Origin of the sequence: Amycolatopsis orientalis DSM 43388, assembly GCF_000411975.1 — a bacterium.
Classification (GTDB): domain Bacteria; phylum Actinomycetota; class Actinomycetes; order Mycobacteriales; family Pseudonocardiaceae; genus Amycolatopsis; species Amycolatopsis orientalis_D.
Map to the genome: position 1 here is coordinate 175,798 of NZ_ASXG01000120.1, position 22,163 is coordinate 197,960.

Genomic DNA, 22,163 nt, shown 5'->3' on the forward strand with positions numbered 1-22,163 from the left:
AACGCTGAAGCCGATTCTGACCGGCATCAGCGGTCGCCGAGGCTCAGTACTCGATCCGGTCGGGCCGGCTGAGCCAGGCGGAGAACGGGGCGAAAGCCTCCGGAGTGGACACTCGCGAAACCGGGGTCTGCCACGTTTCGCGGGGGTGTTCGAACAGTTCGTAGAAGGCCCGGTCGTCGAATCCGGCGCGGGCGGCGTCGTCCCGGTCGGCCGCGTACAGCACGCGGTCCACGCGCGCCCACAGCGACGACGCGAGGCACATCGGGCACGGCTCGCACGAGGAGACGAGCACGCAGCCGGCCAGGGAAAACGTGCCGAGCGCCTGGCAGGCCGCGCGGATCGCGACCACCTCGGCGTGCGCGGTCGGGTCGAGCGACGGCGTGACGCGGTTGACGCCGGTCGCGATGATCTCGCCGTCCTTCACCACCAGCGCGCCGAACGGGCCGCCGCCGTCGGCGACGTTCTTTTCCGCGATCCGCACGCATTCGGCGAGCCAGGCGCGTTCGACGTCGGCGTCAATGGACACGGTCATGACAGTAGCGCTCCCAACAGCTCGGGTTTCGGTTTGCTCAGGACCAGGCCGGACCGGCCGGCGGGGCGTCGTCGCGCAGGACGGTGCCCTCGATCAGGCCGTAGGGCCGGTCGGCGGCGTAGAACACCTCGCCGGGGTTGTCGAGGCCGAACGGCTCGAGGTCGACGAGGAAATGGTGTTTGTTCGGCAACGAGAACCGGATCTCGACGATCTCCGGGACGGCCTCCAGCGCCGCCTCGCCCATCGCGTACAGGGTCTGCTGCAGCGACAGGCTGTGCGTGCCGCCGAACGCGTCGAGCAGCGTGGCGATCGCGGTTTCGTGCGCGTGCGCCCAGTCGGTCTCCTCGACGGAGAACCGCCAGGTCGCGGATACCGCGGTGGCGAGGATCCGGTCCTTCACCTCGGCCAGCGTGGTGTACCGGTCGCGCGGGAAGCCCCAGAATTCCGATCCGGTGGAGTTGAGCACGGTCAGGTCTTCGACCCCGCCGAGCACCCAGGCCCGCTCGCCGTCGTAGGTGACGCGCGTGGTGCGCGTGCCAGCCCCGGAACGCGCGAACGAATGGTGCGCCGGCTGGCCGGCGACCCGGAGCCGCTCCCACGGATGGGCGACGATCCCGACCCGGGCGAGGTGGATGCTGTCCTGCGTCGACACGAAGTGCCGGGCCAGCCGCAGCGCGAAGTCCTCGATTTCGCCGATGCCGTCGCGGGCGAAGGCGAATACGGTGTTCTTCTGCGTGTCGGTGGCCAGCACCTTGTCGTTGGCCCCGGTCAGGTGGGTGTCGCTCAGGTCGCCCGACAGCGACACGCTCACGGTGAGGTCGGTGATCCGGTGCTCGCCGCCGTCACCGGCGGCACGGTCGACGCGGACCAGCCGGTTTTCGGCCTTCCCGTAGCGGTTGTCGCCAAGAACGATCGCCATTGGTCATCCCTTCTCGTTCGCTCGCCGAGTGAGTACACCTGGCCGAGCGTGGCCCGGGCCACGGCAGATCCGCCGAAAGCGCGGGCGGCGAACGGCCGGTTTTTCGTAGGTTCCGCCAAACCCCTCCGGTGTGCGGTACTGATGGGCGGAAGGAGGCGCGCATGCGGCTGGGTGCATTGCTCGACACCCCGGAGCTGGGGTTGCGGCTGCTGGTGGGCGAGAAGGCGCGCGACCGCGAGTTCGGCCGCGTCTTCCAGGCGACCCTGCAGGATCCGACGCGGTACCTCGACGGCGGCGAGATCGTGCTGTGCGGCCTGCGCTGGCTGCCCGGGCCGGCGGACGCGGACGCGTTCGTCGGCAAGCTCGCCGCCGCGGGGGTGACCGCGCTCGGGGCGGGCACCGCCGAGGTCGGCGGCCCGGTGCCGGACTACCTCGTGGCCGCCTGCGAGCGGGTCGGCCTGCCGTTGTTCGAGGTCCCGGTGTCGGTTTCGTTCGCGACCGTGGCCGAGCGGGTGATCCTGGGCCTCGCCGCGGAACGCTCTGCGCCCGCCCGCGATTCGCACCGGCGGCTGGTGGCCGCGGTGACCTCCGGACAGGGCCTGTCCGCGCTGGTCAAGGCCGGTGCGGAGGAGCTGGGCACCGGCTGTCTCGTGCTGAGCGCGACCGGGAAGCAGCTGGCCGGCGGCCCGGAGCTGCCCGCCGAGCGCCGCACCGCGCTGGCGCGGAAGTTCCTGCGCGCCGAACGGCTGCCGTGCCAGGACGGCCCGGTCACGCTGCTCGGCGCGGCCGGACGCTCCGGGCACCGGATCGCGAGCTGGTTCCTCGTGGTCGAGGGCGATCCGGCGCGGTGGCCGTCCGCGCGCCGCGAGCTGGCGCTGGAACTCGCGGCGCTGGTCGGGCTCGAACGGTCCCGGGTGGACGAGGCCCGGCGGATCGAGAACCGGGCGGCCGAACCGCTGCTGCGGCTGGTGCTCTCCGACGACGCCGCGCCGGGCGAGCTGACGTCCCGGCTGGCCGCCGCCGGATTCGCGCCGCAGGAACCGGTGGCGACGCTGTCCGCCGAGGTCCGCGGCGGCGGACCAGGGCTCGCGCAGGTGCTGGTGGAGGAGCTGCTGTCGAGCACCGGACAGCCGGTGCTGGTGGCGACCGTCGACGGCGAGACGTTCGGCCTCTTCTCCTCGCGCGACACCGAAGCTTTGCGGGAGGCGGTGCACACCATCGAATTCGCGCTCGGGTCCGCGCGGTTGACGCTCGGCCTCAGCCGGGCCGCGGACGCCGCCGGTCTCCGCGCCGGCGTGCAGGAAGCCCGGCACGCGCGCACCCTGGCCGCGATGACCCCGGGCCGCGCGACGGTGTTGTCCGGCGACGAGGTGGCGTCGCATCTGCTGCTGCTCGCCGCCGTTCCGGAGGACCTGCGCCGGACATTCGGCGAAAAAGTACTCGGCCCGGTACTCGCGTACGACGCGGCACACGGTTCCGAATTGATAACGACGCTCAAGGCGTTCCTCGAACATTCCGGATCTTGGACGCAGACTTCGGCCACTCTGCACTTGCACGTGAACACCCTGCGATACCGGATCACCCGGATCGGGGAACTCACCGGACGCGATCCGAGCCGGTTCGCCGACCGCGTGGATCTTTATCTGGCCGGCTGCTTCACGCGGAACTGGGGGTGGTCTTGACCATCCGTCCGGAATGTCCAGCGGAAACGCCGAGACCCAGGATTTTCCGTACCTCGTAACGGAAATCCCAGCAGTACGCTTATCCGTAAAGAGTTATTGGGAATACTTGACCATTCGATGAAGCGGGACGGCACTCGGGAGGAGGATGCACCATCCGACCGAGCGTCCTACTCTGAGGTCATGTACATCGCATTGCTGTCTTACACAGCTCCTCGAAACGAAGTCGACTACGCACTGGCCGAACACGCCGAGTGGCTGCGAAGCCAGTTCGCGCATGGATTGTTCCTCGTTTCCGGAAAAGGCAACGAGGACGCCGACCAGGTCATCATCACCCGTCCGTGCCTGCGCGGCAAGCTGGACGCCGTGCTCGCCACCGATCCGCTCGTCCTGCAACGGCTCGCGCGCTACCGCGTGATCGAATTCTCGGCCACCCGCACCGCGGACGAGTTCCTCACCGTCAACGAGGCGCTCGCCTCCTGATCGCACCGCTTCGCCGATCGACCGAACGCCCGGACGCAGGTGGCCTCCGGACCGCTCCGCCCGCCACCTGCCGGACGTACTCCCGCCGCGAACTCGCCTATGATCACGCGAGATCTTTCGTTCCGGCCCGGGAGCCCGCATGCACACGCCCGACCTCGTGTTCCGAGGCCGTCGCCTCACCAGTGACCGCGCCCTGGTGATGGCCATCGTCAACCGGACCCCCGACTCGTTCTACGACAACGGGGCGACCTTCGAAGAAGCACCCGCGCAAGCGGCCATCCGCCGCGCGCACGCCGAGGGCGCCGACCTGATCGACATCGGCGGCGTGCCCGCGGGCAAGGGCCCCGAAGTCACCGCGGCCGAGGAGATCCGCCGCGTCGTGCCGACCGTCGAATGGGCCCGCGAAAACTTCCCCGACCTGGTCATCAGCGTGGACACCTACCGCGCCGAGGTCGCCGACGCCGTCTGCCGCGCGGGCGCGGACCTGGTCAACGACAACTGGGCCGCGGTCGAGCCGGAAATCCTCGACGTCGCCGCCGAACACGGCGCGGGCTACATCTGCTCGCACACCAACGGTCTCGTGCCGCGCACCGAAGCCGTCCGGCCGGTGTACGACGACGTGGTGGCCGCGGTGGTCGAAGGCACCACCGCGCTGGCCGAGCGCGCCCTCGCCGCGGGCGTGCCGCGCGAGGGCATCATGATCGACCCCTGCATCGACTTCGGGAAGAACTCCTACCAGTCGCTCGAGCTGCTGCGGCATGTCGACAAACTGGTCGCGACGGGCTGGCCGGTGCTGATGGCGCTGTCGAACAAGGACGTGATCGGCGAGACGCTGGACCTCCCGGTCGGCGAGCGGGTTATCGGCACGCTCGCCGCGACCGCGGTGTCCGCGCTGCACGGCGCGGCGATGTTCCGCGCGCACCAGGTCCGCGAGACGCGGCAGGTCGCGGAAATGGTGGCGAGCATCGTCGGCACCCGGCCGCCGGCGAACGTTGTACGGTCGGTCTGATGCGCGAGATCTTTCCCGGCAACGCAGACCGCACCGAGGCCGACGTCGAGCAGCTCTACGTCTATCCGGACGGGCCCAAGTGGCTCGCGGTGAACTTCGTGTCCAGCGCCGACGGCGGAATCACCGTCGACGGCCGCTCCGGCGGGCTGTCGACGCCCGCGGACCGGATCGTCTACCGGCTGGGCAACGACCTCGCCGACGTCGTGCTGGTCGGCGCGGGCACCGCACAGGCCGAGGGATTCGAGGGCCTGCGCCCGGACGAGAAGACCGCGGAGCGGCGGAGCCGGCACGGGCTGGCCCCGATCGCGCCGATCGCCGTGGTCAGCACCGGCCGGTCGCTGCCGCCGGACGCCCCGGTGATCACCAAGGCGCTGGTGCCGACGATCGTCATCACGAGCGCGGCGACCGACCCGGAACTGCGCGCGGCGTGGGCGTCGGCCGGGGCGGATGTCCTGATCGCCGGGACGGGCGACCCAACCCTGCACGCGGCCACCGGCGACCCGGCCCTGCACGCCGACCCGGACAACCAGCGCCCACGCCCCCGGCACGGCGACGTCGACCTGCGAGCCGCGGTGGACGAACTCGCCCGGCGAGGCCTCCGCCGCATCGACTGCGAGGGCGGACCGCACCTGTTCGCGTCGCTGCTGGCCGCGGGCGTGGTGGACGAACTGCGCCTGACCGTTGCCCCGATGCTGATCGCCGGGGACGCACCACGCGTCGCGATGGGCGCGGCCATCGACCCGCAACAGCTCGAACTGCTCTCCGCCCTGGTGGACGACAACTCACTACTCTTGCGGTACCGCCTCCACTGACCCGGGCGGGAACGGGTGCCCTCCACCGGCGGACGCGACCATCAACCCCAACAACCCGAACCGCTCCCCGCCCGCGTCAACGACAACTCACTACCCTTGCGATATCGCGTCCACTGACCCGGGGAGGGATCGTGGCCAAGACCGCTCTGCGCAACGCGCGTGTCTTCGACGGGCGAGGGCTCACCGAACCGCGCACCGTCGTGATCGACGGGTCAGTGGTCGGCACCGATCCCGCTGGAGCGCGGGAAATCGAGGCCGCCGGGGCGACCCTGCTGCCCGGGTTCATCGACTCGCACGTGCACCTGACCGCGCCTTCGCAGTTGGCCTCGCTCGCTGAGTGGGGCGTCACGACCGGCCTGGACATGGCGTGTTTCCCGGCCGACCGCGTGGCCGCTCTGCGTGCGGCGGGCCCGGCGGATTTCCGCAGCGCCGGCACGCCCGCGATCGGTCCCGGCGGCATGCACGTCCGGATCCCGGGGATGCCCTCCTCCGCCGTCGTGACGTCCGCGGAGGAGGCGGTCCGGTTCGTCGAGGCGCGGATCGCCGACGGGGTCGACTACGTCAAGGGCGTCGCGGAGGCTCCTGGCGACGGCGGACCGCCTGCCGAGGCGTTGCAGGCCCTGGTCGACACCGCACGGAAGCGCGGTCTGGAGACCGTCCTGCACGCGGCCACGCCGGGCGCGTACCACTTGGCCGTGGCGACCGGCGCGCGGTTCGTCACGCATGTGCCGGCGATCGGCCGGATCTCCGCCGAGGACGTCTCAGCGATGAAAGCCGCCGGGCAGACGGCCGTTCCAACCCTCACCATGATGGAAGCGGCGCTCCCCCATTCCGCTGGCGCCGCCGAGGATTACGTGGCCAACGCGGCTGCTCTGCACGCCGCGGGGGTCGAGATCCTCACTGGCACCGACAGCAATGCGGACCCCGGCGCCCCGGCCGCCGTCCCGCACGGGGCGAGCCTGCACCACGAATTCGAGCTGCTGGCCGAGGCCGGGTTGAGTTCGGTGGAGATCCTGCGTGCCGCCACGGTCGACGCGGCCCAAGCCTTCGGGCTGACCGACCGCGGCGAGATCCGGCCCGGGCTGCGGGCTGATCTGGTCCTGGTGGACGGCGATCCGGTAGCGGACCTGTCGGCGACGCGGGCCATTCGCGCGGTGTGGTGCGCGGGAACGGAAATCGCCCGCTAGCAGAGGTCGCGGAAGTACCGGTCGAGCACGCCGCCGTCCTCGGTCACCTGGCCGCTCAGCTCGAACCCGCCCGCCGCGCCACCGCGGCCGAACGCACGTTCTCCGGCTCCACCTTGAGCACCGCCCGCGCCGCACCCTCGCCAGCCGCATACCGCACCGCCAGCACCACCGCCCGGGTAGCGCCCCCTGCCAGCGCGGATACCGCCATCCGCCACATTCGCCTCCCTCGGCCCGAGATGCTCGCCGGAGAACCGCAGGTCGACCGTTCCCGCCAGCACGCCGTGCACCCGGATGCCGAACGCCCGCAACGGCCCGCCGGAAGCCCATTCCTCCTGGCAGCGCCGGAAACACGCCCGGGTCCCGGCGAGCGTCCCGGACCGCAGTCGAGCCAGCGGATCAGCTCAGGTCCTCGCCCGCCACCTGCTCTTCCGCGTCGTCCGGGCGCAGCGGCGACAACGCGAGTTCGCCGTCAAGACCGCTGAACGGCATCGTCGGCTTCCTCGAAGGTCTTGCGCGCCTTGGCCAGTTCGTCAGCCGCCCGGGCCGCGCGTTGCTCCGCCTCGGCGAGCCGTTCCCGCAGTTCGGCCACCCGGTCGTCGGCCTGCTCGGCGGCTCGCTCGGCGCGCTGCAGGTTCCGCTCGGCCTCCGCCCGCGCGCGGACCGCCTGCCGCCGTTCCAGTGCGCGGACCCGGGCTTCCTCCTCGGCCTTCCGGTCCTTTTCGGACTGCCGGGTCTTCTTGGCCGGAGCGGGATTCGTCGGCAGCGAGAGCCAGCGGTCGGCGTCTTGGCGGGCCTTCGAGGTCAGCCGTCCGGCCACCGCCAGCCGGGCGAGGTCGGCGTCCGCGACGATCGCCTCCAGCGTTTCCTCCACCTCGCGTTCGACGGAATCGCTCAGGCCGGTCGCGTCCCGGATGATCCGCTGCACCAGCTCCGCCCGCTGGTGCGCCAGTTCGCGCAGCCGGGAACCGTCGAGCTGCTCGTGGGCTTCGCGCAGTTTGTCGCCCAGCGACGCCAGCTCGGACAGCGGGGCGGAACCGTCGCGCGCCAGCCGGTTGACGTACGCCGCGGCCGCGGTCGGCTTGCGCAGCGCGCGGATCCGGCGGGCCAGCTCGACGTCGCCCGCTTCCTTCGCCGCGCGGGCGGCCGCGGTGCGCTCCGCGACGAAGTCGGCCGGATCACCCGCGTAGAGCCGGTCGGCGACGGTATCGAAATCCGAGGTTGCCACGTGTGCCACCGAACCACACGAGTAGTCCGAACGCGACGCAACGCGTAACGTGGACGTCCACCCAGCAAGGTCGAGTGAAGCGGGACGGTGCCCATGACGCCTCCGGGCCGGCTCGCGCTGACGGCCAGCCCCCTGGTCGCCGGCGCGCTGAAAGCACTGCAAATCGCCACCGAACTGCCGGTCGCGATGGGCGGGCCGGTGTCGGCGGCTTCCCGTTCGCACGTGATCGACCAGCTGCGCGGCACTACCACCCGGTCGTTGCAGCACGTGCAGGTCGACACCGGGGCCGGGCTGGGCGGCAAAGCGGTGGCACTGGCCCGGCCGTCGACGGTGGTCGACTATCTGAGCGCACAGGGCATCACGCACAAATACGACCACGCGGTGGCACCCGAACGGCTGCGCGCGATGGTGGCGCTGCCGGTGCGCGTCGGCGAAACCACGCGCGCGGTGCTGTACGCGGCGTCCCGGGAGTCGATCGCCTTCGGTGACCGGCTGTTGCACGCGGCGACCGCGGTGGCGACGCGACTGGGCCGCGACATCGAGGTCGAAGAGGAAGTGCAGCGCCGGCTCGCCGCGCCGGCCGCGGTCCCGGCTGCCGAACGCGGCGATCTGCACGCCGAACTCACCGCGATCGCCGGGTCGATCACCGACGAGACCGCCCGGCAGCGGCTGCTGGCGGTGTGCGAACGGCTGCGCCCGGAGCTGGACCTGCCCGGCGTCGCGCTGACCCCGCGCGAGGTCGACGTGCTGCGCCTGGTCAGCGAGGGCTGCACGAACGACGAGATCTCCGACCGGCTCGGCCTGCTGCCCAACACGGTCAAGTCGTATCTGAAGCACGCGATGCGGAAGCTGGCCGTGTCGAACCGGGTACAGGCGGTGAACCGGGCTCGGGCCGCGGGACTGCTGCGCTAGGTCGTTCGATGAAACGATGGCCGGATGACGCGTCTGAGCGGAATCACGATCGATTGCGCCGAACCGGCCGTGCTGGCCGCCTTTTGGAGCGCGCTTCTCGACCGGCCGATTTCCGGAGAGCGCGCCGGGCCGGACTGGGCGACGGTCGGCTCCCGGCTGGACGCCGCTCCTCGGCTGACGTTCCAGCGCGTTCCCGAGCCGAAGCGCGGCAAGGTGCGGCTGCATCTGGACGTCGAGGTGGACGACGTCGACGAGGCCCGGGCGCGGATCGAGGAACTGGGCGGGCGCTGGACCGGGGAGCGCCACGACTATCCCGGGGAAGGGGTCGTGCTGGTGATGACCGATCCCGAGGCACACGAGTTCTGCGTCGTCCAGTACTTCTGAACGCACCCTCCATGTGGGGTGGCTGGATCAGGCCCGGCGAGCGAAAATCACCCGCGCGGGCAGTGCGGCCCGCTGACGCGAAGGGATCGGCACGTGTTTTATGACCTCAGTGTCCGCGACTTCCTCGACCGCGCCGAAACGGTGTACCCGGACCGGATCGCGGTGGTGGACGAGCCCGCCCAGCCCGCGCAGTCCTGGGGCTCGGTGACCTACCGCGAACTCGCCCGGCGCGCCCGCGCGCAGGCGGCGAACCTCGACGCGCTCGGCGTTCCGGCCGGCGGCCGGGTCGCCATCGTTTCGCACAACTCCGCGCGGCTGCTCACGTCGTTCTTCGGCGTCTCCGGCTGGGGCCGCATCCTGGTGCCGGTGAATTTCCGGCTCGCCGCCGCCGAGGTGCGCTACATCGTCGAGCATTCCGGCGCCGAGGTCTTGATGATCGACCCGGAGCTGAAACCGTTGCTGGACAGCGTGACCGCGAAACACGTGTTCGTCCTCGGCGAGGACGACGACAAGATCTGGGGCGGCGACGGCGAACCGCGGCCGTGGTCCGCCGACGAATCCGCGACCGCGACGATCAACTACACCTCCGGCACCACCGCGCGGCCGAAGGGCGTCCAGCTCACGCACCGCAATTTGTGGCTCAACGCAACCACTTTCGGCCTGCACACCACGCTCAGCGACAACGACGTCCTGCTGCACACGCTGCCGATGTTCCACGCGAACGGCTGGGGCATGCCGTACGCGGTCACCGGCCTCGGCGGACGGCACATCGTGCTGCGCAAAGTGGACGGCACCGAAATCCTGCGCCGCGTGCAGGAGCACGGCGTGACGATCATGTGCGCCGCGCCCGCCGTGGTCACCGCGGCGCTCGACGGCGCCGCTTCCTGGGACGGTGAAATCCCCGGCCGCGACCGCGTCCGGATCGTCGTGGCCGGTGCGCCGCCGCCGACCCGGACCATCGAGCGCGTACGCGCGGAACTCGGCTGGGAGTTCATCCAGATCTACGGCCTCACCGAGACGTCGCCACTGGTCACGGTCAACCGGTTCCGCAGCGAATGGGCCGACCTGGACCCGCACGAGCAGGCGAAGCTCCTCGGCCGCGCCGGCGCGCCCGCGCTGGGCGTCCGGGTCGCGATCGACGCGGACGGCGAGGTCCTCACTCAAAGCAACCACAATCTCGACGGCTACTGGGAAAACCCGGAGGAGACCGCGCAGGTCCAGGAAGGCAACTGGTTCCACACCGGCGACGGCGGCACCTTCGCCGACGGCTACCTGACCATCGCCGACCGCAAAAAGGACGTCATCATCACCGGCGGCGAGAACGTGTCGTCGATCGAGGTGGAGGACGCGCTGAACTCCCACCCGGCTATCCGGGAAGCCGCGGTGATCGGCATCCCGGACGAAAAATGGGGCGAGCTGGTCACGGCGCTGGTGGTGACCGACGGCAGCGAGGTGACGGCGGACGAGCTGATCGCGCACTGCCGCCAGCACCTGGCCGGGTACAAATGCCCGAAGCGGGTGGAGTTCCTGGAGGAACTGCCGCGGACGGCGACCGGGAAGATCCAGAAGTTCAAGCTGCGGCAGCCGTTCTGGGAGGGGCAGGACCGGCAGGTGAACTGAAACCGCGGTCCGGGAGGGGAACCCCGAGGGCAGTCCCGAAGGGTTCCCCCGCACGAACCGCCGCCAAGCCGAGCAAAAAGGTGGCCGCTGCCGAGGAGTGACCGCAGCGTCCGTGAGGGGCCCCTTCACGAACGCTGATTCCTTGAGGGTGCCCCTCACGACCCGCCGCAGTCCGTCAGGGGCCCCTTCACGGACTTGGATTCCCTCAAGGAGCCCTTCACGACCCGCTGATGACCGCGCACCCTGCCGCCCGCCCGGCATGGGGTGCGCGGAAACCTAGTCGTCCGAAGGCTGATACACGAGCCGCAGCACGCCGTTGCGAAACGCTGTCGTCTCCGCCAGCCGGAACTCCAGCTGCGGTCCCTCCGCCGGAAAAAGCCGCCGTCCCTTGCCCACCACCACCGGGTACTGCAGCAGCGTCAGCTCGTCCACCAGCCCGTGCGAAAGAAGCCACCGCACCAGCGTCGTGCTCCCGCTGGTCATGATGTCGCCACCCGCGCCGGACTTCAGGTCCGCGATCGCCTCGCCGAGGTCGCCGCGCAGCAGAGTCGTGTTGTGCCAGTCCGCCGTGGTCAACGTGGTGGACGCGACGTACTTCGGCACGCTGTTCATGAATTCCGCGCCCGGATCGTCCGCGCGGCCGGGCCACGCTTCGGCGAAACCTTCGTAAGTCACGCGGCCCAGCAGCATCGCGTCGGCGTCCGCCATGCCGTCGCCCACCGCGTGTTCGAGCTCGTCGTTCCAGTACGAGAGCGACCACTGGTCCGGCGCCTCCACGACGCCGTCGAGCGAGACGAACAAAGTGGACACAATCTTGCGCATCGGGCGGCTCCTTGGGGATCGGGATCGCCCGACACTATGGCGCAGCCGGACCCGCCGACGCAGCCGGATGGGCCAACGCCTGGTCTCTCAGGGCACTTCCGCTACCAACTCGAGTGCCCGGCCGAGCGTGGCCAGCCGTGCGTCCACAGTGTCGCCCGCCGGATACAGCCGGACGGTATCCACCCCGGCGGCCCGCCAGACCTTCAATCGCGCGCGGACCATGTCCTCGGTGCCGATCAGCGTCGTCGCGAGCACCATCTCGTCGGTGACCAGCCCGGCCGCGCCGTCGCGATCGCCGGACTGCCAGCGTTCCCGCACCTCCGCCGCGACGTCCGCCCAGCCTTGCCTGCTGTACGCGTCGTGGTAGAAGTTCGTGCTCGCCGAACCCATGCCGCCCAGCGAAAAGGCCAGTTCCTTCTTCCGCCCGGCGACCATCCGGCGCAGTTCGTCCTCATCGGACGCGAACGCGACCTCCGCGCCTTGGCACACCACGAGATCGGCTCGGCTCCGGCCGGCTTTCGCGAGCCCGGCGTCGAGGTGCCGGAAATAGGCGCCGGCCCCCTCCGGGACGAAGCTCGTGCCCAGCCAGCCGTCGGCGACCTCACCGGTCAGCTCCAGCATCCGCGGCGACAGCGTGGCCAGGTAGATCGGGATGTCCTCGTTCGGCGTCGCCGACAGCCGCATCGGGCGCGCCTCGCCGGGCAAGGGGATCTGGAAAGCCTTGCCGGCGAAGGAGATCTTCTCGCCGGCGAACGCGCTGCGGATGATCTGCACCGTCTCGCGCATCCGGGTCAGCGGCCGCGCGAACGGCACCCCGTGCAGTCCCTCGATCACCTGCGGACCGGACGGCCCGAGCCCGAGCGCGAACCGGCCCTCGGACATCTCGGCGAGTGTGAGCGCGGCCTGAGCGAGCGCGACCGGCGTGCGCACGCCGAGCTGCATGATCCCGGAGCCGAGCCGGATCCGGTCGGTGCGCGCGGCGAGATACCCGAGCACCGACGGCGCGTCCGAGCCCCACGCCTCGGCCACCCAGCACTCGCCGAGCCCCAGTTTTTCCGCCTCCAGCACGAAATCCCGGGTATCGGGCCAGCCGGACGACGCCTCGACGGTGGTGGCCGTGCGCATCATCCGGCGGTCTCCACGCGCTGTTTGATGGCGTTGAGCGTGGCGGTCATCGCGGCCTCGAACTCGCACAGCCGGACGTGCACGATCTTCTGTTCCTTCTCCGGCATCCGCGCGATCACCTCGGTGATCCCGGACGGACCCGGCCCCATCTGCGCCCACTGCGTGAGCCGCGTGCCGCCGTTTTCCGGAGCGAGCGTGAACCGCCAGACCGCGGTCGGATTGGCCGGATCGGCGACCGCCCAGGCGAAGACCCGCGGTTCCTCGCATTCGACGATGTAGGACGTCGTTTCCCAGTCGCCGCGCATCTTGTGGTGGTTGCGCCCGACGAAGGACCGGCCGAGCGCCGGCGCCGAGCCCTCGTCGCACCACCGGACCGACTGCAGCTCGCCGCTCAGCTCCGGCATGAGCGCGACGTCCGAGGCGTACCGCCAGACCTGCTCGGGCGAGCCGTCGATCCACGCGTCCACCTGCACGGTCGGGGCGTCCGCGTACCGCGCGCCGGTCCACTCCATCGCGAGTCCTCCTCCATTGGCGTCTCGACCAGCATAGTTGCTTAACTAGACTGAGGATGTCAATCGCCGCCGGAGGCCGCGCGGATCACTGCTCCTGCGGCGCGAACCTCGCCTGGACGTCCGGCCGCTGCGCGAGCCGCTCCGGAAAGCCCGGTCCGCGCCGCATCTTGGTGTCGTCCGCGGTCAACGGCTCCCCGCAGTCCGCGCAGACGACGGCGGCGGTCGTGTCGTGCCCGCAGGCCTCGTGGTGCAGCACGATCGGCGGGCCCGCCTCGGTGGCGAGCCACCGGTCGCCCCAGGCTGTCATCGCGGCCAGCACGCTCCAGAAATCGCGTCCCTTCTCGGTGAGCACGTAGTCGTAGCGCACCGGTTCGGCCTGGTAGGCGCGCTTTTCCAGCAGCCCCTCGTCGACCAGCCTGCGCAGCCGGTCGGCGAGGGTGTTGCGGGCGATGCCGAGCGCCTGCTGGAACTCGTCGAAGCGGCGGACGCCGTAGAAGGCGTCGCGCAGCACCAGCGGCGTCCACCAGTCCCCGAGCAGGTCCATGGTCCGGGCGATCGAGCACGGCCACTGCGCGAAGGAAGTGCGTTTCATGACGGCGAGGATACGCCGTTCCACAGTGCAACCCAGCAGGTCAGACGCGATGCCCGACGGTCACGTCGACGATGTCGGGCACGTGCTCGTGCTCGTCGCCGACCGAAAGCGTCCCGGACGGCTCCACGAGCAGCACCACCGCGCCCTCCCGCGACGACGGCTTGTGGAACGTGCCGCGCGGGACCACGAACGCCTGCTCGCGGGTCAGCGTCACGATCCGTTCGCCGTCCGCTTCGCGCAGGCCGATCTCGATGCTGCCGTCGAGGACGAGGAAGAACTCGTCGGTGTGGTCGTGCTTGTGCCACACGTGTTCGCCGGCGAACCGGGCGAGGCGAATGTCGTAGTCGTTGACGTTGGCGATGATCCGCGGGCTCCACGGGGCGTCGAATCCGGCGAGCACGGCCCGCAGGTCGATGGGTTGAGTTGGCATAGGTCGATCTTGGGCCTGGTTTCGCGCGGCCGGGAGTGCTAGGAATCGCATATGTCGAAAGGATCCTCGCACCGCGTCGTGATGATCGTCGGCGACGGCTCGAATCCGTTCGAGATGGGCGTCGCGACAGAGTTGTTCGGCCTGCGCCGTCCGGAACTGCGGCGGCCGTGGTACGACTTCGCGCTCGCCGCGCCCGGCGGGCAAGCCCGGATGCACCTGGGCTTCTTCACGCTCGCCGACGTCGCCGGCCTCGACGCGGTCGACGCCGCGGACACGGTGATCGTGCCGAATCGACCGGATCCGCAGACGCCCGCCGACCCGGAAATCCTCGCCGCGATCCAGCGCGCGGACGCCCGCGGCGCGCGGTTGATGAGCTTCTGCACCGGCGCGTTCACCCTGGCCCAGGCTGGCGTGCTGGACCATCGCCGCGCCACCACGCACTGGCAGTGGGCCGAGGAGTTCGCCGCACGCTATCCGAAGGTTCATCTGGAGCCGGACGTTCTCTTCGTCGAGGACGGCACAGTTTTCACCGCCGCCGGAAGCGCGGCCGCACTCGATCTGTCGCTGCATGTCATCCAACGCGATCACGGCGCGGAAATCGCCAACGCGGTCAGCCGCCGCCTCGTCTTCACCGGACATCGCGAAGGCGGCCAGCAACAGTTCGTGGAACGCCCGCTGCCGGAGATTCCGGACGCCTCGCTCGCGCCGGTGCTCGAATGGGCCCGCCGGAACCTCGACCAGTCGCTCGCGGTCACCGACCTCGCCGCCCGCGCGTCCACCAGCGTCGCCACGCTGCACCGCCGCTTCCGCGCCGAACTCGGCACGACGCCGCTAGCCTGGCTCACCGCCGAACGCGTGACGCTGGCCCGCCGCCTCCTCGAACGCGGCGAACCTGGTCTGGACCGCATCGCCGCCCGCACCGGGCTCGGCACCGGCGCGAACCTCCGGCTGCAGCTGCGCAGGCACACCGGCCTGTCGCCGTCGGAATACCGCAAACGCTTCGGCCCGGCGGCGTGACTTCCCCGTTTGGTCCACAGTGGACCCGACGAACGGATTGCTCCATTCGGCCTAGTCGGCGAAGTCCCGGTTAAGCCCCGATGACGGGAACCCGCCGAAGGTTTTATGCCAGACGAACGAAAGTTGGCCGGAACGGACAGAATTCCGCCGACCCCTCACCGGATCGCGCACAGATCCGCTAGCTTGGGCCGCGGACCGGCAACCGAACGGGGAGACACGCATGGCCAGACGCCGCCTGGAGGGACGGAACGCCCGGAGCCGGGCTTTCGCCGCCCTCGCCGGAGGCGCGCTCGTGGTGCTGCCGACAGTCACGTCGTCCGGCATCCCGATGGCGTTGCGCGCCGCGGACCCGCCCTCGGCCGCCCAGCCCGCGCCGGACGCTCCCGGACTGCCGCCGGGCATCACGCTCCCGCCGATCGGCGTGGACGGCAGCCTTCCGCAGCCGCCGGTCCCGCAGGCACTCGGCGTTCCCGGGTACCCGAACGGCCCGGGTTCGGCGACCACCGCCGGCCCGCTGGGCATCCCGGACAGCATGCTGCGCGCGTACCGCAACGCGGCCGACATCATGGCCCGCGAACAGCCCGGCTGCCACATCGACTGGGCGCTGATCGCGGCCATCGGGCGGGTCGAGTCGAACCACGCGCGCGGCGGCTACGTCGACGCCCGCGGCAACACCCTCGAACGCATTCTCGGCCCGGTCCTCGACGGTTCCGGCGGATTCGCCGCGATCCGCGACACCGACCACGGCCGCTACGACGGCGACCCGGTGTGGGACCGCGCGGTCGGCGCGACCCAGTTCATCCCGTCGACCTGGGCGTCCTATTCCTCCGACGGCAACGGCGACGGCGTTTCCGACCCGAACAACATCTACGACGAAACGCTCGCCACCGCACGTTACCTGTGTTCCGGCGGTCTGGACCTCTCCAGCGACGCCAACCAGCGCCTCGCGGTGCGCCGGTACAACAACTCGCAGTCCTATGTGGACACTGTGATGGCGTACGCGTACGGCTACCGCACCGGCGTCTCGAACCTGCCGGACAGCAAGGTCCCGATCGGTGCCCCGCCCGGCCCCGGTGCGGTCGAAGCCGCCGCGGGCAGCCCGGCCGGCGACGTCGCGCCGCCCGCCCCTCCGCCGGTCACCCCGGCCCCGCCGAGCCAGCAGCCCGGTGCCCCGACGCAGCTTCCGGGCAGCAGCACCGCGCCGAGCAGCAGCTCCGCCCCGGCGAAACCGACCAGCACGGCACCGACCACATCTGCCACGCCGACCAGCACTACCCCGACGAGCACCACGCCGACGTCGAGCACCACGCCGACGAGCACCCCGCCGTCCGGCGCCGCTTCGGCGAACCCGACGACGTCCAGCACCACGACTTCCAGCACGACCACGGAGGCCGCGCCGACGCACTGACGGCAGCGTTCGTATAGTCCGGACCGTAACCGGACTATCGGGAGCGATCGTGGCGTGGAATCCCCGGCGTCTGCCGGACCTCACCGGTCGGTTTTACGCGGTGACCGGGGGCAACGCCGGCATCGGCTACTTCGTCACCGAGCAGCTGGCCGCCGCCGGAGCCCACGTCGCCCTGCTGGGCCGCAGCCCTTCGCGGCTGCGCGCGGCGGTCGAAATGGTGCGCACGCGCGTCGGGCCGGCTGCGCTGAGCACGATCCCGCTGGACCTCGCGGATCTCGACTCCGTCCCGGCCGCCGTCGAGGCACTCGGCCGGCTCGATCGCGTGGACGCGTTGATCGAGAACGCCGGCGTCACCGCGCCCGGGCCGGTGCGCCGGACCACGAAGCAGGGCCTGGAACTGGCGGTCGGCACCAACCACTACGGCCATTTCGCCCTCACCGCGCTGGCCATGCCGGTGCTGACCGCGTCGGCCGCGCGCGTGGTGCTGGCGGGCAGCCTGATCACCCGGATGTATCCGTACGACCTCGATGATCTGCAGAGTTCACGCAAGTATTCGGACTTCCGCGCGTACGCGCTCTCGAAACACGCCGTGCAATCCTTCGCGATGGAACTCGACCGACGCCTGCGCGCCGCGGACTCGCCGGTGCAGGCGGTCCTCGCGCATCCAGGGTTCAGCCTGGAACGCACCAGCCCCGCGCGGCCGGGAATCACCCAGCCAGTGCCGGTCATGCGCCTGCTCGCGCCGTTCACGCACGGCAAGGACCACGGCGCGTGGCCGATGGTCCGGGCCGCGGTCGATCCCGCCGCGACCGGTGGTTCCTGCTGCGGCCCGGCCTTCGGTGCCGTGGGCCGGCCCCGGTGGGGGACGGTGCTGGGCGCTTCCCGGGATCCGGCACGGGGCCGTCGGTTGTGGGAGCTTTCCGAGGAGGCGACCGGGATCCGGTTCCCTGTCGGGGATTCCTGATTCGCCGGAGTTCGGCCTTACTCGCCGACCTGGCCGAGCCGGGCGGCGATCCCGTCGAGAAGCCGGTCCAATCCGAACTCCGAAGCGTCCGAAGCCTGCTCCGCGGAAGGCTTTTCAAAGCCGCCGGCGAGCCAGACCCGGTTCATCGACGGGTGGGAGTCGACGACGAAATACCGGTACCAGAACACCGAACGCTGTCCCCACCACGCGTCGTTCGACTGTCCGGTCGTCCGTTCCAAGTGGACACTCTCCGCTTCGGCCGCGGCGTTCGCGTCCACATAGCCCGCGACCGCATTGGCCGCCGCGGCGGTTTCCCGCGCCGGCAATCCCAGACTCTCCATAATGGACAGCAGGTATTCCTGACCGGCCAGGTGTCCCGGACCGAGCGCGGGCCGGACCCGGGACCGTTCCCGCAGCCACGGATGCCGGCGGTAGATGTCGCGCGTCCGGTCCGAGTAGATCCGCACCTGCGCGCGCCAGTCGCCCGGCCGCGGCTCGCCGGGTCCGGGCAGATTCCGTTCGAGGAGAACGGTGTCGACCATCAGATCGATCAGCTCGGTTTTGCCGGGAACGTAGGTGTAGAGCGTCATCGTGCCCGCCCCGAGCTCCTTCGCGACGCGGTGCATGGACGTCGCGACGAGTCCTTCCGCATCGGCGACCGCGATGGCCGCGGCGATGATCCGTTCGATGGTGAGCGTCGGCCGCCTGCCTCGGGCAGCGGGTTCCGGGGCTCCCGCGCTGTCGCGCCACAGCAGCGCGAGCGTGCGCTCGATTTCCTCCCGCGCGGCCTCGGGACCGTCGCCCCCACGCTCGACGGTCATCGCGTCCCCTCCCGGCCTCGTACGGTCAGCGTGGGATCTTACCTGCCGTTTCGGGACCTTCGTCCCCTCCGCGCGGGCGGACTGGCCGCTACGCTGGGCAGCGAGGGAGGTGGTTCCGGTGACGGAACGCAAACCGCCGGGCGTGTCGTACGGCACCTGGGTCGACCGGCAGATCGCCGCCGCCGAAGCTCGCGGCGACTTCGAAGACCTTCCTGGCGCGGGAAAACCGCTGCCGCCCCCGAGCGGCCGCGACGCCGCGACCGACTGGGCGATCCGGCGCGCCCGCGAAGGCGACCTCGACGTCGCCGCGTTCCTGCCGCCGTCGCTCGCCTTGCCGCGGGAAATCCAAGACCTGCCGGGGAAATTGGCGAAGGTCCGTTCCGAAGCCAAGGTGCGGGAAATCGTCGAGGAGCTGAACGCCCGCATCCGCAAGGCACACGCGATGCCACAGGACGGCCCGGTACTGCGCGCCCGGCCGCTGGACGTGGAGGAAACGGTGGCCAGTTGGCGCGCCGGACGGGGAGAGTCCTGAGCTCCGGGAGGTGATTGCGATTCCCAGAGCAGTTCGCTGGCGAGACTTGGCCACGCGCGGCGAATCCGGACCAGCCGCCGGAGAGCCGCTGGGTCGCCGCGCCGTTGCGATGGACACGGCCCGCCAACAGGCGGCCACTCGCCGCTCCGCCCACCGCTGCCCCTGGGATGCCCGCGTCCCGCAGCACGCCAACCGCCACCACAGCAACAAGCCCGCACCCGGACCACACCCACGCCACTCCACCCACCGCCACCCCGGCACGCCCGCGCCCCGAACCACGCCAACCGCCACTCCACCGACCACCTCAGCGAGAAGCCCGCACCCAGACCACACCAACAGCCACTCCGCCCACCGCCACCCCAACAAGCCCGCCCCCGAATCACACCAACCGCCACCCAGCAACAAGCCCGCACCCAGACCAGACCAACGCCCGCTCCGCCTACCGCCTCCGCGGGCAGGCCACCTCCTGAACCGCGCCAACCCCCCTCCCAGCACGCTCCGGCCCCGCCGCCCAGAATGCGGCTACGCTGGGTAGCACCTGGGCGAAGGGAAGAGAACCGTGGTCGGAGTTCGTCGGGCTGCCTTCGTGGTCGCCGCGGTCCTCTTGTTGTTCGGCGAGCCGTGGTCGGTGCTCGTGCTGTTGCCGGACTGGCCGGTCGCCGCCACCGTGGTCGGCACGGTCGTTTTCGCAGTGGCCGCGCTGAGTTTTCCGGTGCTCATGGTGCTCGGGCACGGTCCTCGGCAGAGCGACGCCGCCGCGCGCATCGGCGACACCACGCTCGGCGTGATCTGGGTGCTGTTCAGCTGGAGCGTCCTCACGCACCTGCTGCGGCTGGTCCTGCTGGTGTCCGGAGTGGACGATCCCGTGCGGCCACGGATCGTAGCCGCGGGCACGCTCGCTGTCGCGGCGGTGCTGCTCGTCAGCGGGAACCGGATCGCCATGCGAGTGCCGCCGGTGAAGGCGGTCGACGTGGTGCTGCCGAAGCTCGGCCCCGGTCTGGACGGGCTGCGCGTCGCGGTCATCACCGACACCCACTACGGCCCGCTCGACCGCACCCGCTGGTCCGAACGCCTGGTCGCCGAACTGAACCGGCTGCAGCCCGACGTCGTCTGCCACGCCGGGGACCTCGCCGACGGACCCGTCGCCAAGCGCCGCAAGCAGGTCGACCCGCTCGGCGGAGTGCAGGCCCCGCTCGGCCGGTTCTACATCACCGGCAACCACGAATACTTCGGCGAAGCCCAAGCGTGGCTGGACCACATGGCGAGCCTCGGCTGGGACACCCTGCACAACCGCTCGACCCTGCTCGAACGCGACGGCGCCCGCCTGCTCTTCGCCGGCGTCGACGACCCCACCGGAGCCGCCTCCGGCCTGCCCGGCCACGGCCCCGACCTGGCCGCGGCGCTCGACGGCTCCGATCCGGACGTCCCCGTCGTGCTGCTCGCCCACCAGCCGAAACAGGTCGCCCAAGCCCGCGAGGAGAACGTCGACCTGCAGATCTCCGGCCACACCCACGGCGGCCAGATCTGGCCGTTCCACCTCCTCGTCCGCCTCGACCAGCCCACCCTGTCCGGCCTGACCCGGCACGGCCCGACCCAGCTGTACAACAGCCGCGGCTCCGGTTTCTGGGGTCCGCCGTTCCGGGTCTTCGCCCCCAACGAGATCTCCCTGCTGACCCTCCGCAGCGCCTGAAACCCGGCTCGCGCCGCCTTCCGCGCACCCAGATCCTACCGACTAATTTTTTTGTCTTGACAACTCTATCCGTCGGATGCGAGAGTTCTTCCCATCAGCGGCACCCCGAGGAGGAACCCCATGCCCACCGTCACGTCCGCCGACGGCACCCAGATCGCCTACTCCCGCACCGGCTCCGGCCCCGCACTCGTCCTCGTCGACGGCGCGCTCTGCTACCGCACCTCGACGCCCAACGACGATCTCGCCAAAGCCCTTTCCGACCGCTTCACCGTCTACACGTTCGACCGCCGAGGCCGAGGCGAAAGCGGCGACACCGCCCCGTACGACGTCGAGCGCGAAATCGAAGACATCGCCGCACTGGCCAAGGAAGCCGGCGGAGAGATCGGCCTGTACGGCATCTCGTCCGGAGCCGCGCTGGTGCTGGAGGCCGCCCACCGAGGCGTGCCGGTCAAGAAGGTCGCGGTGTACGAGCCGCCGTTCGTCGTCGACAGCACCCGCGACCGCGTCCCGGCCGACTACCAGGCGAAGCTCGAAGCCGCCATCGCAGCCGGAAAACCGGGCGACGCGATCAAGACGTTCATGGTCGAAGGCGTCGGACTGCCGTCGCTGATGGTCATGATGATGCGCCTGATGCCCGCGTGGCCGAGGATGAAGCGCGTGGCCCACACGCTGGCCTACGACGCCCAGGTCATGGACGACAACCAGGCCGGCCGCCCGCTTCCCGAAGGCCGCTGGTCCGGAATCACCGCCCCCACCCTTGTCCTCGACGGCGGCAAGAGCCCCGCGTGGATGCGCAACGGCGTTGCCGCGGCGGCGGCCCAGCTGCCCCACGCCGACTACCGCACCCTGCCCGGCCAGACCCACCTGGTGAAAACCGCCGCGCTCGCCCCGGTGCTGGCGGAGTTTTTCGCCACGAACTGACGCGCCGCGGAGCTCGGTGGGGCAAGCTGCGAAACGTGGCCACGCGAGCATTGATCTTCGATTTCGACGGCACCCTCGCCGACACCGAGGCCGCGGTACTGCGGTCCTGGCAGGAAATGTTCGCCGGACACGGCGTCGAACTGCCGCTCGATGTCTGGCACACGGTGATCGGCACCCAGAACACCGCCGCGACGATGTTCAAACTCCTGGCCGAACAAGTAGAAGACATCGACCCGGAAACCCTGCGCCCGGCAATGCGCGAGCGAGTGCACGAACTCCTAGCCGAAGACGGCCCGCGCGAAGGCGTACTGGACTACCTGAACGAAGCCGCCCGGCGCGGCCTGGCACTGGGCGTCGCCTCAAGCTCCTCCGCCACCTGGGTACAGGGCCAACTAGACCGACTGGGCCTGGCCGCTCGCTTCACCGCAGTGGAAACCGGCGACCGCCACAAACCAAAACCAGACCCGGACACCTACCTGGCCGCACTGCGCACCCTAGGCGTCAGGGTCTGCTCAGGGTTTGGTTGACACCTCACCTGTGAGGCTTCGGCCTCGCCTGGAAGGATGT

General features: G+C 70.7%; 25 protein-coding genes. 15 read left to right on the forward strand and 10 right to left on the reverse strand.

The genetic code is table 11. From position 1 onward, the window contains the following. Nucleotides 1-43: 43 nt before the first annotated feature. A complete protein-coding gene (locus tag L942_RS23125) occupies nucleotides 44-532 on the reverse strand; it encodes a nucleoside deaminase (RefSeq protein ID WP_037364039.1) in 489 nt (162 codons plus the stop codon). Nucleotides 533-569: 37 nt separating this feature from the next. Continuing rightward, on the reverse strand, nucleotides 570-1,451 hold the full coding sequence (gene pucL, locus L942_RS23130; protein WP_037364041.1) for a factor-independent urate hydroxylase: 882 nt from the start codon (nucleotides 1,449-1,451) through the stop codon (nucleotides 570-572). A 161-nt stretch (nucleotides 1,452-1,612) separates the two neighbouring features. On the opposite strand from pucL, the gene L942_RS23135 reads away from it, so the two are divergent. The 5 genes from L942_RS23135 (at nucleotide 1,613) to L942_RS23155 (ending at nucleotide 6,621) form a co-directional block, all read left to right on the forward strand. Continuing rightward, nucleotides 1,613-3,133 carry a PucR family transcriptional regulator gene (locus tag L942_RS23135; RefSeq protein WP_037364043.1) on the forward strand — a complete coding sequence of 507 codons (1,521 nt, stop codon included), beginning with the start codon at nucleotides 1,613-1,615 and terminating at the stop codon, nucleotides 3,131-3,133. Nucleotides 3,134-3,313: 180 nt separating this feature from the next. Continuing rightward, a complete protein-coding gene (locus L942_RS23140; protein ID WP_037364045.1) occupies nucleotides 3,314-3,613 on the forward strand; it encodes a YciI family protein in 300 nt (99 codons plus the stop codon). A gap of 139 nt (nucleotides 3,614-3,752) precedes the next feature. Beyond that, complete coding sequence (gene folP / locus L942_RS23145; protein WP_037364048.1) at nucleotides 3,753-4,622, forward strand: dihydropteroate synthase; 870 nt, start codon at nucleotides 3,753-3,755, stop codon at nucleotides 4,620-4,622. Continuing rightward, nucleotides 4,622-5,434, forward strand: a complete 813-nt coding sequence (locus L942_RS23150; RefSeq protein WP_106964988.1) for a pyrimidine reductase family protein — start codon at nucleotides 4,622-4,624, stop codon at nucleotides 5,432-5,434. The genes folP and L942_RS23150 overlap by 1 nt, the downstream gene beginning before the upstream one ends. Nucleotides 5,435-5,565: 131 nt before the next feature. Further along, a complete protein-coding gene (locus tag L942_RS23155) occupies nucleotides 5,566-6,621 on the forward strand; it encodes an amidohydrolase family protein (protein ID WP_037364049.1) in 1,056 nt (351 codons plus the stop codon). 55 nt (nucleotides 6,622-6,676) lie between these two features. On the opposite strand, the gene L942_RS44985 is transcribed toward L942_RS23155, so the two are convergent. After that, nucleotides 6,677-6,829, reverse strand: a complete 153-nt coding sequence (locus tag L942_RS44985; RefSeq protein ID WP_200862893.1) for a GNAT family N-acetyltransferase — start codon at nucleotides 6,827-6,829, stop codon at nucleotides 6,677-6,679. 261 nt (nucleotides 6,830-7,090) lie between these two features. Beyond that, nucleotides 7,091-7,846, reverse strand: a complete 756-nt coding sequence (locus tag L942_RS23165; protein WP_037364051.1) for a hypothetical protein — start codon at nucleotides 7,844-7,846, stop codon at nucleotides 7,091-7,093. Nucleotides 7,847-7,939: 93 nt separating this feature from the next. On the opposite strand from L942_RS23165, the gene L942_RS23170 reads away from it, so the two are divergent. From L942_RS23170 to L942_RS23180, 3 genes are all read left to right on the forward strand, one after another. Beyond that, complete coding sequence (locus L942_RS23170) at nucleotides 7,940-8,758, forward strand: LuxR C-terminal-related transcriptional regulator (RefSeq protein WP_037364054.1); 819 nt, start codon at nucleotides 7,940-7,942, stop codon at nucleotides 8,756-8,758. A 24-nt stretch (nucleotides 8,759-8,782) separates the two neighbouring features. Beyond that, a complete protein-coding gene (locus tag L942_RS23175; RefSeq protein ID WP_037364057.1) occupies nucleotides 8,783-9,142 on the forward strand; it encodes a VOC family protein in 360 nt (119 codons plus the stop codon). Between the two features lie 93 nt (nucleotides 9,143-9,235). Continuing rightward, nucleotides 9,236-10,762 carry an AMP-binding protein gene (locus L942_RS23180; protein ID WP_037364061.1) on the forward strand — a complete coding sequence of 509 codons (1,527 nt, stop codon included), beginning with the start codon at nucleotides 9,236-9,238 and terminating at the stop codon, nucleotides 10,760-10,762. A gap of 276 nt (nucleotides 10,763-11,038) precedes the next feature. On the opposite strand, the gene L942_RS23185 is transcribed toward L942_RS23180, so the two are convergent. The 5 genes from L942_RS23185 to L942_RS23205 all read right to left on the reverse strand — a co-directional run bounded on the left by L942_RS23185 (nucleotide 11,039) and on the right by L942_RS23205 (nucleotide 14,243). Next, on the reverse strand, nucleotides 11,039-11,584 hold the full coding sequence (locus L942_RS23185) for a dihydrofolate reductase family protein (RefSeq protein ID WP_037364064.1): 546 nt from the start codon (nucleotides 11,582-11,584) through the stop codon (nucleotides 11,039-11,041). 87 nt (nucleotides 11,585-11,671) lie between these two features. Continuing rightward, nucleotides 11,672-12,709 (reverse strand): LLM class flavin-dependent oxidoreductase, encoded by a 1,038-nt coding sequence (locus tag L942_RS23190; RefSeq protein WP_037364139.1) that lies wholly within the window; start codon nucleotides 12,707-12,709, stop codon nucleotides 11,672-11,674. Continuing rightward, nucleotides 12,709-13,221 (reverse strand): SRPBCC family protein, encoded by a 513-nt coding sequence (locus L942_RS23195; protein ID WP_037364066.1) that lies wholly within the window; start codon nucleotides 13,219-13,221, stop codon nucleotides 12,709-12,711. Before L942_RS23195 ends, L942_RS23190 begins: the two co-directional genes overlap by 1 nt. 85 nt (nucleotides 13,222-13,306) lie before the next feature. After that, nucleotides 13,307-13,813 carry a winged helix-turn-helix transcriptional regulator gene (locus L942_RS23200; protein WP_037364069.1) on the reverse strand — a complete coding sequence of 169 codons (507 nt, stop codon included), beginning with the start codon at nucleotides 13,811-13,813 and terminating at the stop codon, nucleotides 13,307-13,309. Between the two features lie 40 nt (nucleotides 13,814-13,853). Beyond that, a complete protein-coding gene (locus L942_RS23205) occupies nucleotides 13,854-14,243 on the reverse strand; it encodes a cupin domain-containing protein (RefSeq protein ID WP_037364071.1) in 390 nt (129 codons plus the stop codon). Nucleotides 14,244-14,294: 51 nt separating this feature from the next. On the opposite strand from L942_RS23205, the gene L942_RS23210 reads away from it, so the two are divergent. The 3 genes from L942_RS23210 (at nucleotide 14,295) to L942_RS23220 (ending at nucleotide 17,632) form a co-directional block, all read left to right on the forward strand. After that, nucleotides 14,295-15,260 (forward strand): helix-turn-helix domain-containing protein, encoded by a 966-nt coding sequence (locus L942_RS23210; RefSeq protein ID WP_037364073.1) that lies wholly within the window; start codon nucleotides 14,295-14,297, stop codon nucleotides 15,258-15,260. A 220-nt stretch (nucleotides 15,261-15,480) separates the two neighbouring features. Beyond that, nucleotides 15,481-16,668 (forward strand): lytic transglycosylase domain-containing protein, encoded by a 1,188-nt coding sequence (locus L942_RS23215; RefSeq protein ID WP_037364075.1) that lies wholly within the window; start codon nucleotides 15,481-15,483, stop codon nucleotides 16,666-16,668. 49 nt (nucleotides 16,669-16,717) lie between these two features. Beyond that, a complete protein-coding gene (locus L942_RS23220; protein ID WP_037364078.1) occupies nucleotides 16,718-17,632 on the forward strand; it encodes an SDR family NAD(P)-dependent oxidoreductase in 915 nt (304 codons plus the stop codon). A 17-nt stretch (nucleotides 17,633-17,649) separates the two neighbouring features. On the opposite strand, the gene L942_RS23225 is transcribed toward L942_RS23220, so the two are convergent. Beyond that, nucleotides 17,650-18,453 carry a TetR/AcrR family transcriptional regulator gene (locus L942_RS23225; protein ID WP_037364081.1) on the reverse strand — a complete coding sequence of 268 codons (804 nt, stop codon included), beginning with the start codon at nucleotides 18,451-18,453 and terminating at the stop codon, nucleotides 17,650-17,652. A 118-nt stretch (nucleotides 18,454-18,571) separates the two neighbouring features. Here L942_RS23225 and L942_RS23230 point away from each other — a divergent pair, with 118 nt between their 5' ends. From L942_RS23230 to L942_RS23245, 4 genes are all read left to right on the forward strand, one after another. Further along, nucleotides 18,572-18,985 (forward strand): J-domain-containing protein, encoded by a 414-nt coding sequence (locus tag L942_RS23230; protein WP_037364084.1) that lies wholly within the window; start codon nucleotides 18,572-18,574, stop codon nucleotides 18,983-18,985. Between the two features lie 559 nt (nucleotides 18,986-19,544). Beyond that, complete coding sequence (locus L942_RS23235; RefSeq protein ID WP_037364086.1) at nucleotides 19,545-20,675, forward strand: metallophosphoesterase; 1,131 nt, start codon at nucleotides 19,545-19,547, stop codon at nucleotides 20,673-20,675. A gap of 120 nt (nucleotides 20,676-20,795) precedes the next feature. Then, the gene (locus tag L942_RS23240; protein ID WP_037364088.1) at nucleotides 20,796-21,596 is read left to right on the forward strand and encodes an alpha/beta fold hydrolase; all 801 of its coding nucleotides are present in this window, start codon (nucleotides 20,796-20,798) and stop codon (nucleotides 21,594-21,596) included. Between the two features lie 35 nt (nucleotides 21,597-21,631). Continuing rightward, nucleotides 21,632-22,123: an HAD family hydrolase gene (locus L942_RS23245; protein WP_200862894.1), complete on the forward strand. Its 492-nt coding sequence runs from the start codon at nucleotides 21,632-21,634 to the stop codon at nucleotides 22,121-22,123. The last annotated feature ends 40 nt before the right edge of the window (nucleotides 22,124-22,163 follow it).

Bases quoted from the DNA above. Each gene is read 5' to 3' on its own strand.
- L942_RS23125 (WP_037364039.1), bottom strand. From the start codon at position 532: ATGACCGTGTCCATTGACGCCGACGTCGAACGCGCCTGGCTCGCCGAA.
- pucL (WP_037364041.1), bottom strand. From the start codon at position 1,451: ATGGCGATCGTTCTTGGCGACAACCGCTACGGGAAGGCCGAAAACCGG.
- L942_RS23135 (WP_037364043.1), top strand. From the start codon at position 1,613: ATGCGGCTGGGTGCATTGCTCGACACCCCGGAGCTGGGGTTGCGGCTG.
- L942_RS23140 (WP_037364045.1), top strand. From the start codon at position 3,314: ATGTACATCGCATTGCTGTCTTACACAGCTCCTCGAAACGAAGTCGAC.
- folP (WP_037364048.1), top strand. From the start codon at position 3,753: ATGCACACGCCCGACCTCGTGTTCCGAGGCCGTCGCCTCACCAGTGAC.
- L942_RS23150 (WP_106964988.1), top strand. From the start codon at position 4,622: ATGCGCGAGATCTTTCCCGGCAACGCAGACCGCACCGAGGCCGACGTC.
- L942_RS44985 (WP_200862893.1), bottom strand. From the start codon at position 6,829: ATGGCGGTATCCGCGCTGGCAGGGGGCGCTACCCGGGCGGTGGTGCTG.
- L942_RS23170 (WP_037364054.1), top strand. From the start codon at position 7,940: ATGACGCCTCCGGGCCGGCTCGCGCTGACGGCCAGCCCCCTGGTCGCC.
- L942_RS23175 (WP_037364057.1), top strand. From the start codon at position 8,783: ATGACGCGTCTGAGCGGAATCACGATCGATTGCGCCGAACCGGCCGTG.
- L942_RS23185 (WP_037364064.1), bottom strand. From the start codon at position 11,584: ATGCGCAAGATTGTGTCCACTTTGTTCGTCTCGCTCGACGGCGTCGTG.
- L942_RS23190 (WP_037364139.1), bottom strand. From the start codon at position 12,709: ATGCGCACGGCCACCACCGTCGAGGCGTCGTCCGGCTGGCCCGATACC.
- L942_RS23195 (WP_037364066.1), bottom strand. From the start codon at position 13,221: ATGGAGTGGACCGGCGCGCGGTACGCGGACGCCCCGACCGTGCAGGTG.
- L942_RS23200 (WP_037364069.1), bottom strand. From the start codon at position 13,813: ATGAAACGCACTTCCTTCGCGCAGTGGCCGTGCTCGATCGCCCGGACC.
- L942_RS23205 (WP_037364071.1), bottom strand. From the start codon at position 14,243: ATGCCAACTCAACCCATCGACCTGCGGGCCGTGCTCGCCGGATTCGAC.
- L942_RS23210 (WP_037364073.1), top strand. From the start codon at position 14,295: ATGTCGAAAGGATCCTCGCACCGCGTCGTGATGATCGTCGGCGACGGC.
- L942_RS23215 (WP_037364075.1), top strand. From the start codon at position 15,481: ATGGCCAGACGCCGCCTGGAGGGACGGAACGCCCGGAGCCGGGCTTTC.
- L942_RS23225 (WP_037364081.1), bottom strand. From the start codon at position 18,453: ATGACCGTCGAGCGTGGGGGCGACGGTCCCGAGGCCGCGCGGGAGGAA.
- L942_RS23240 (WP_037364088.1), top strand. From the start codon at position 20,796: ATGCCCACCGTCACGTCCGCCGACGGCACCCAGATCGCCTACTCCCGC.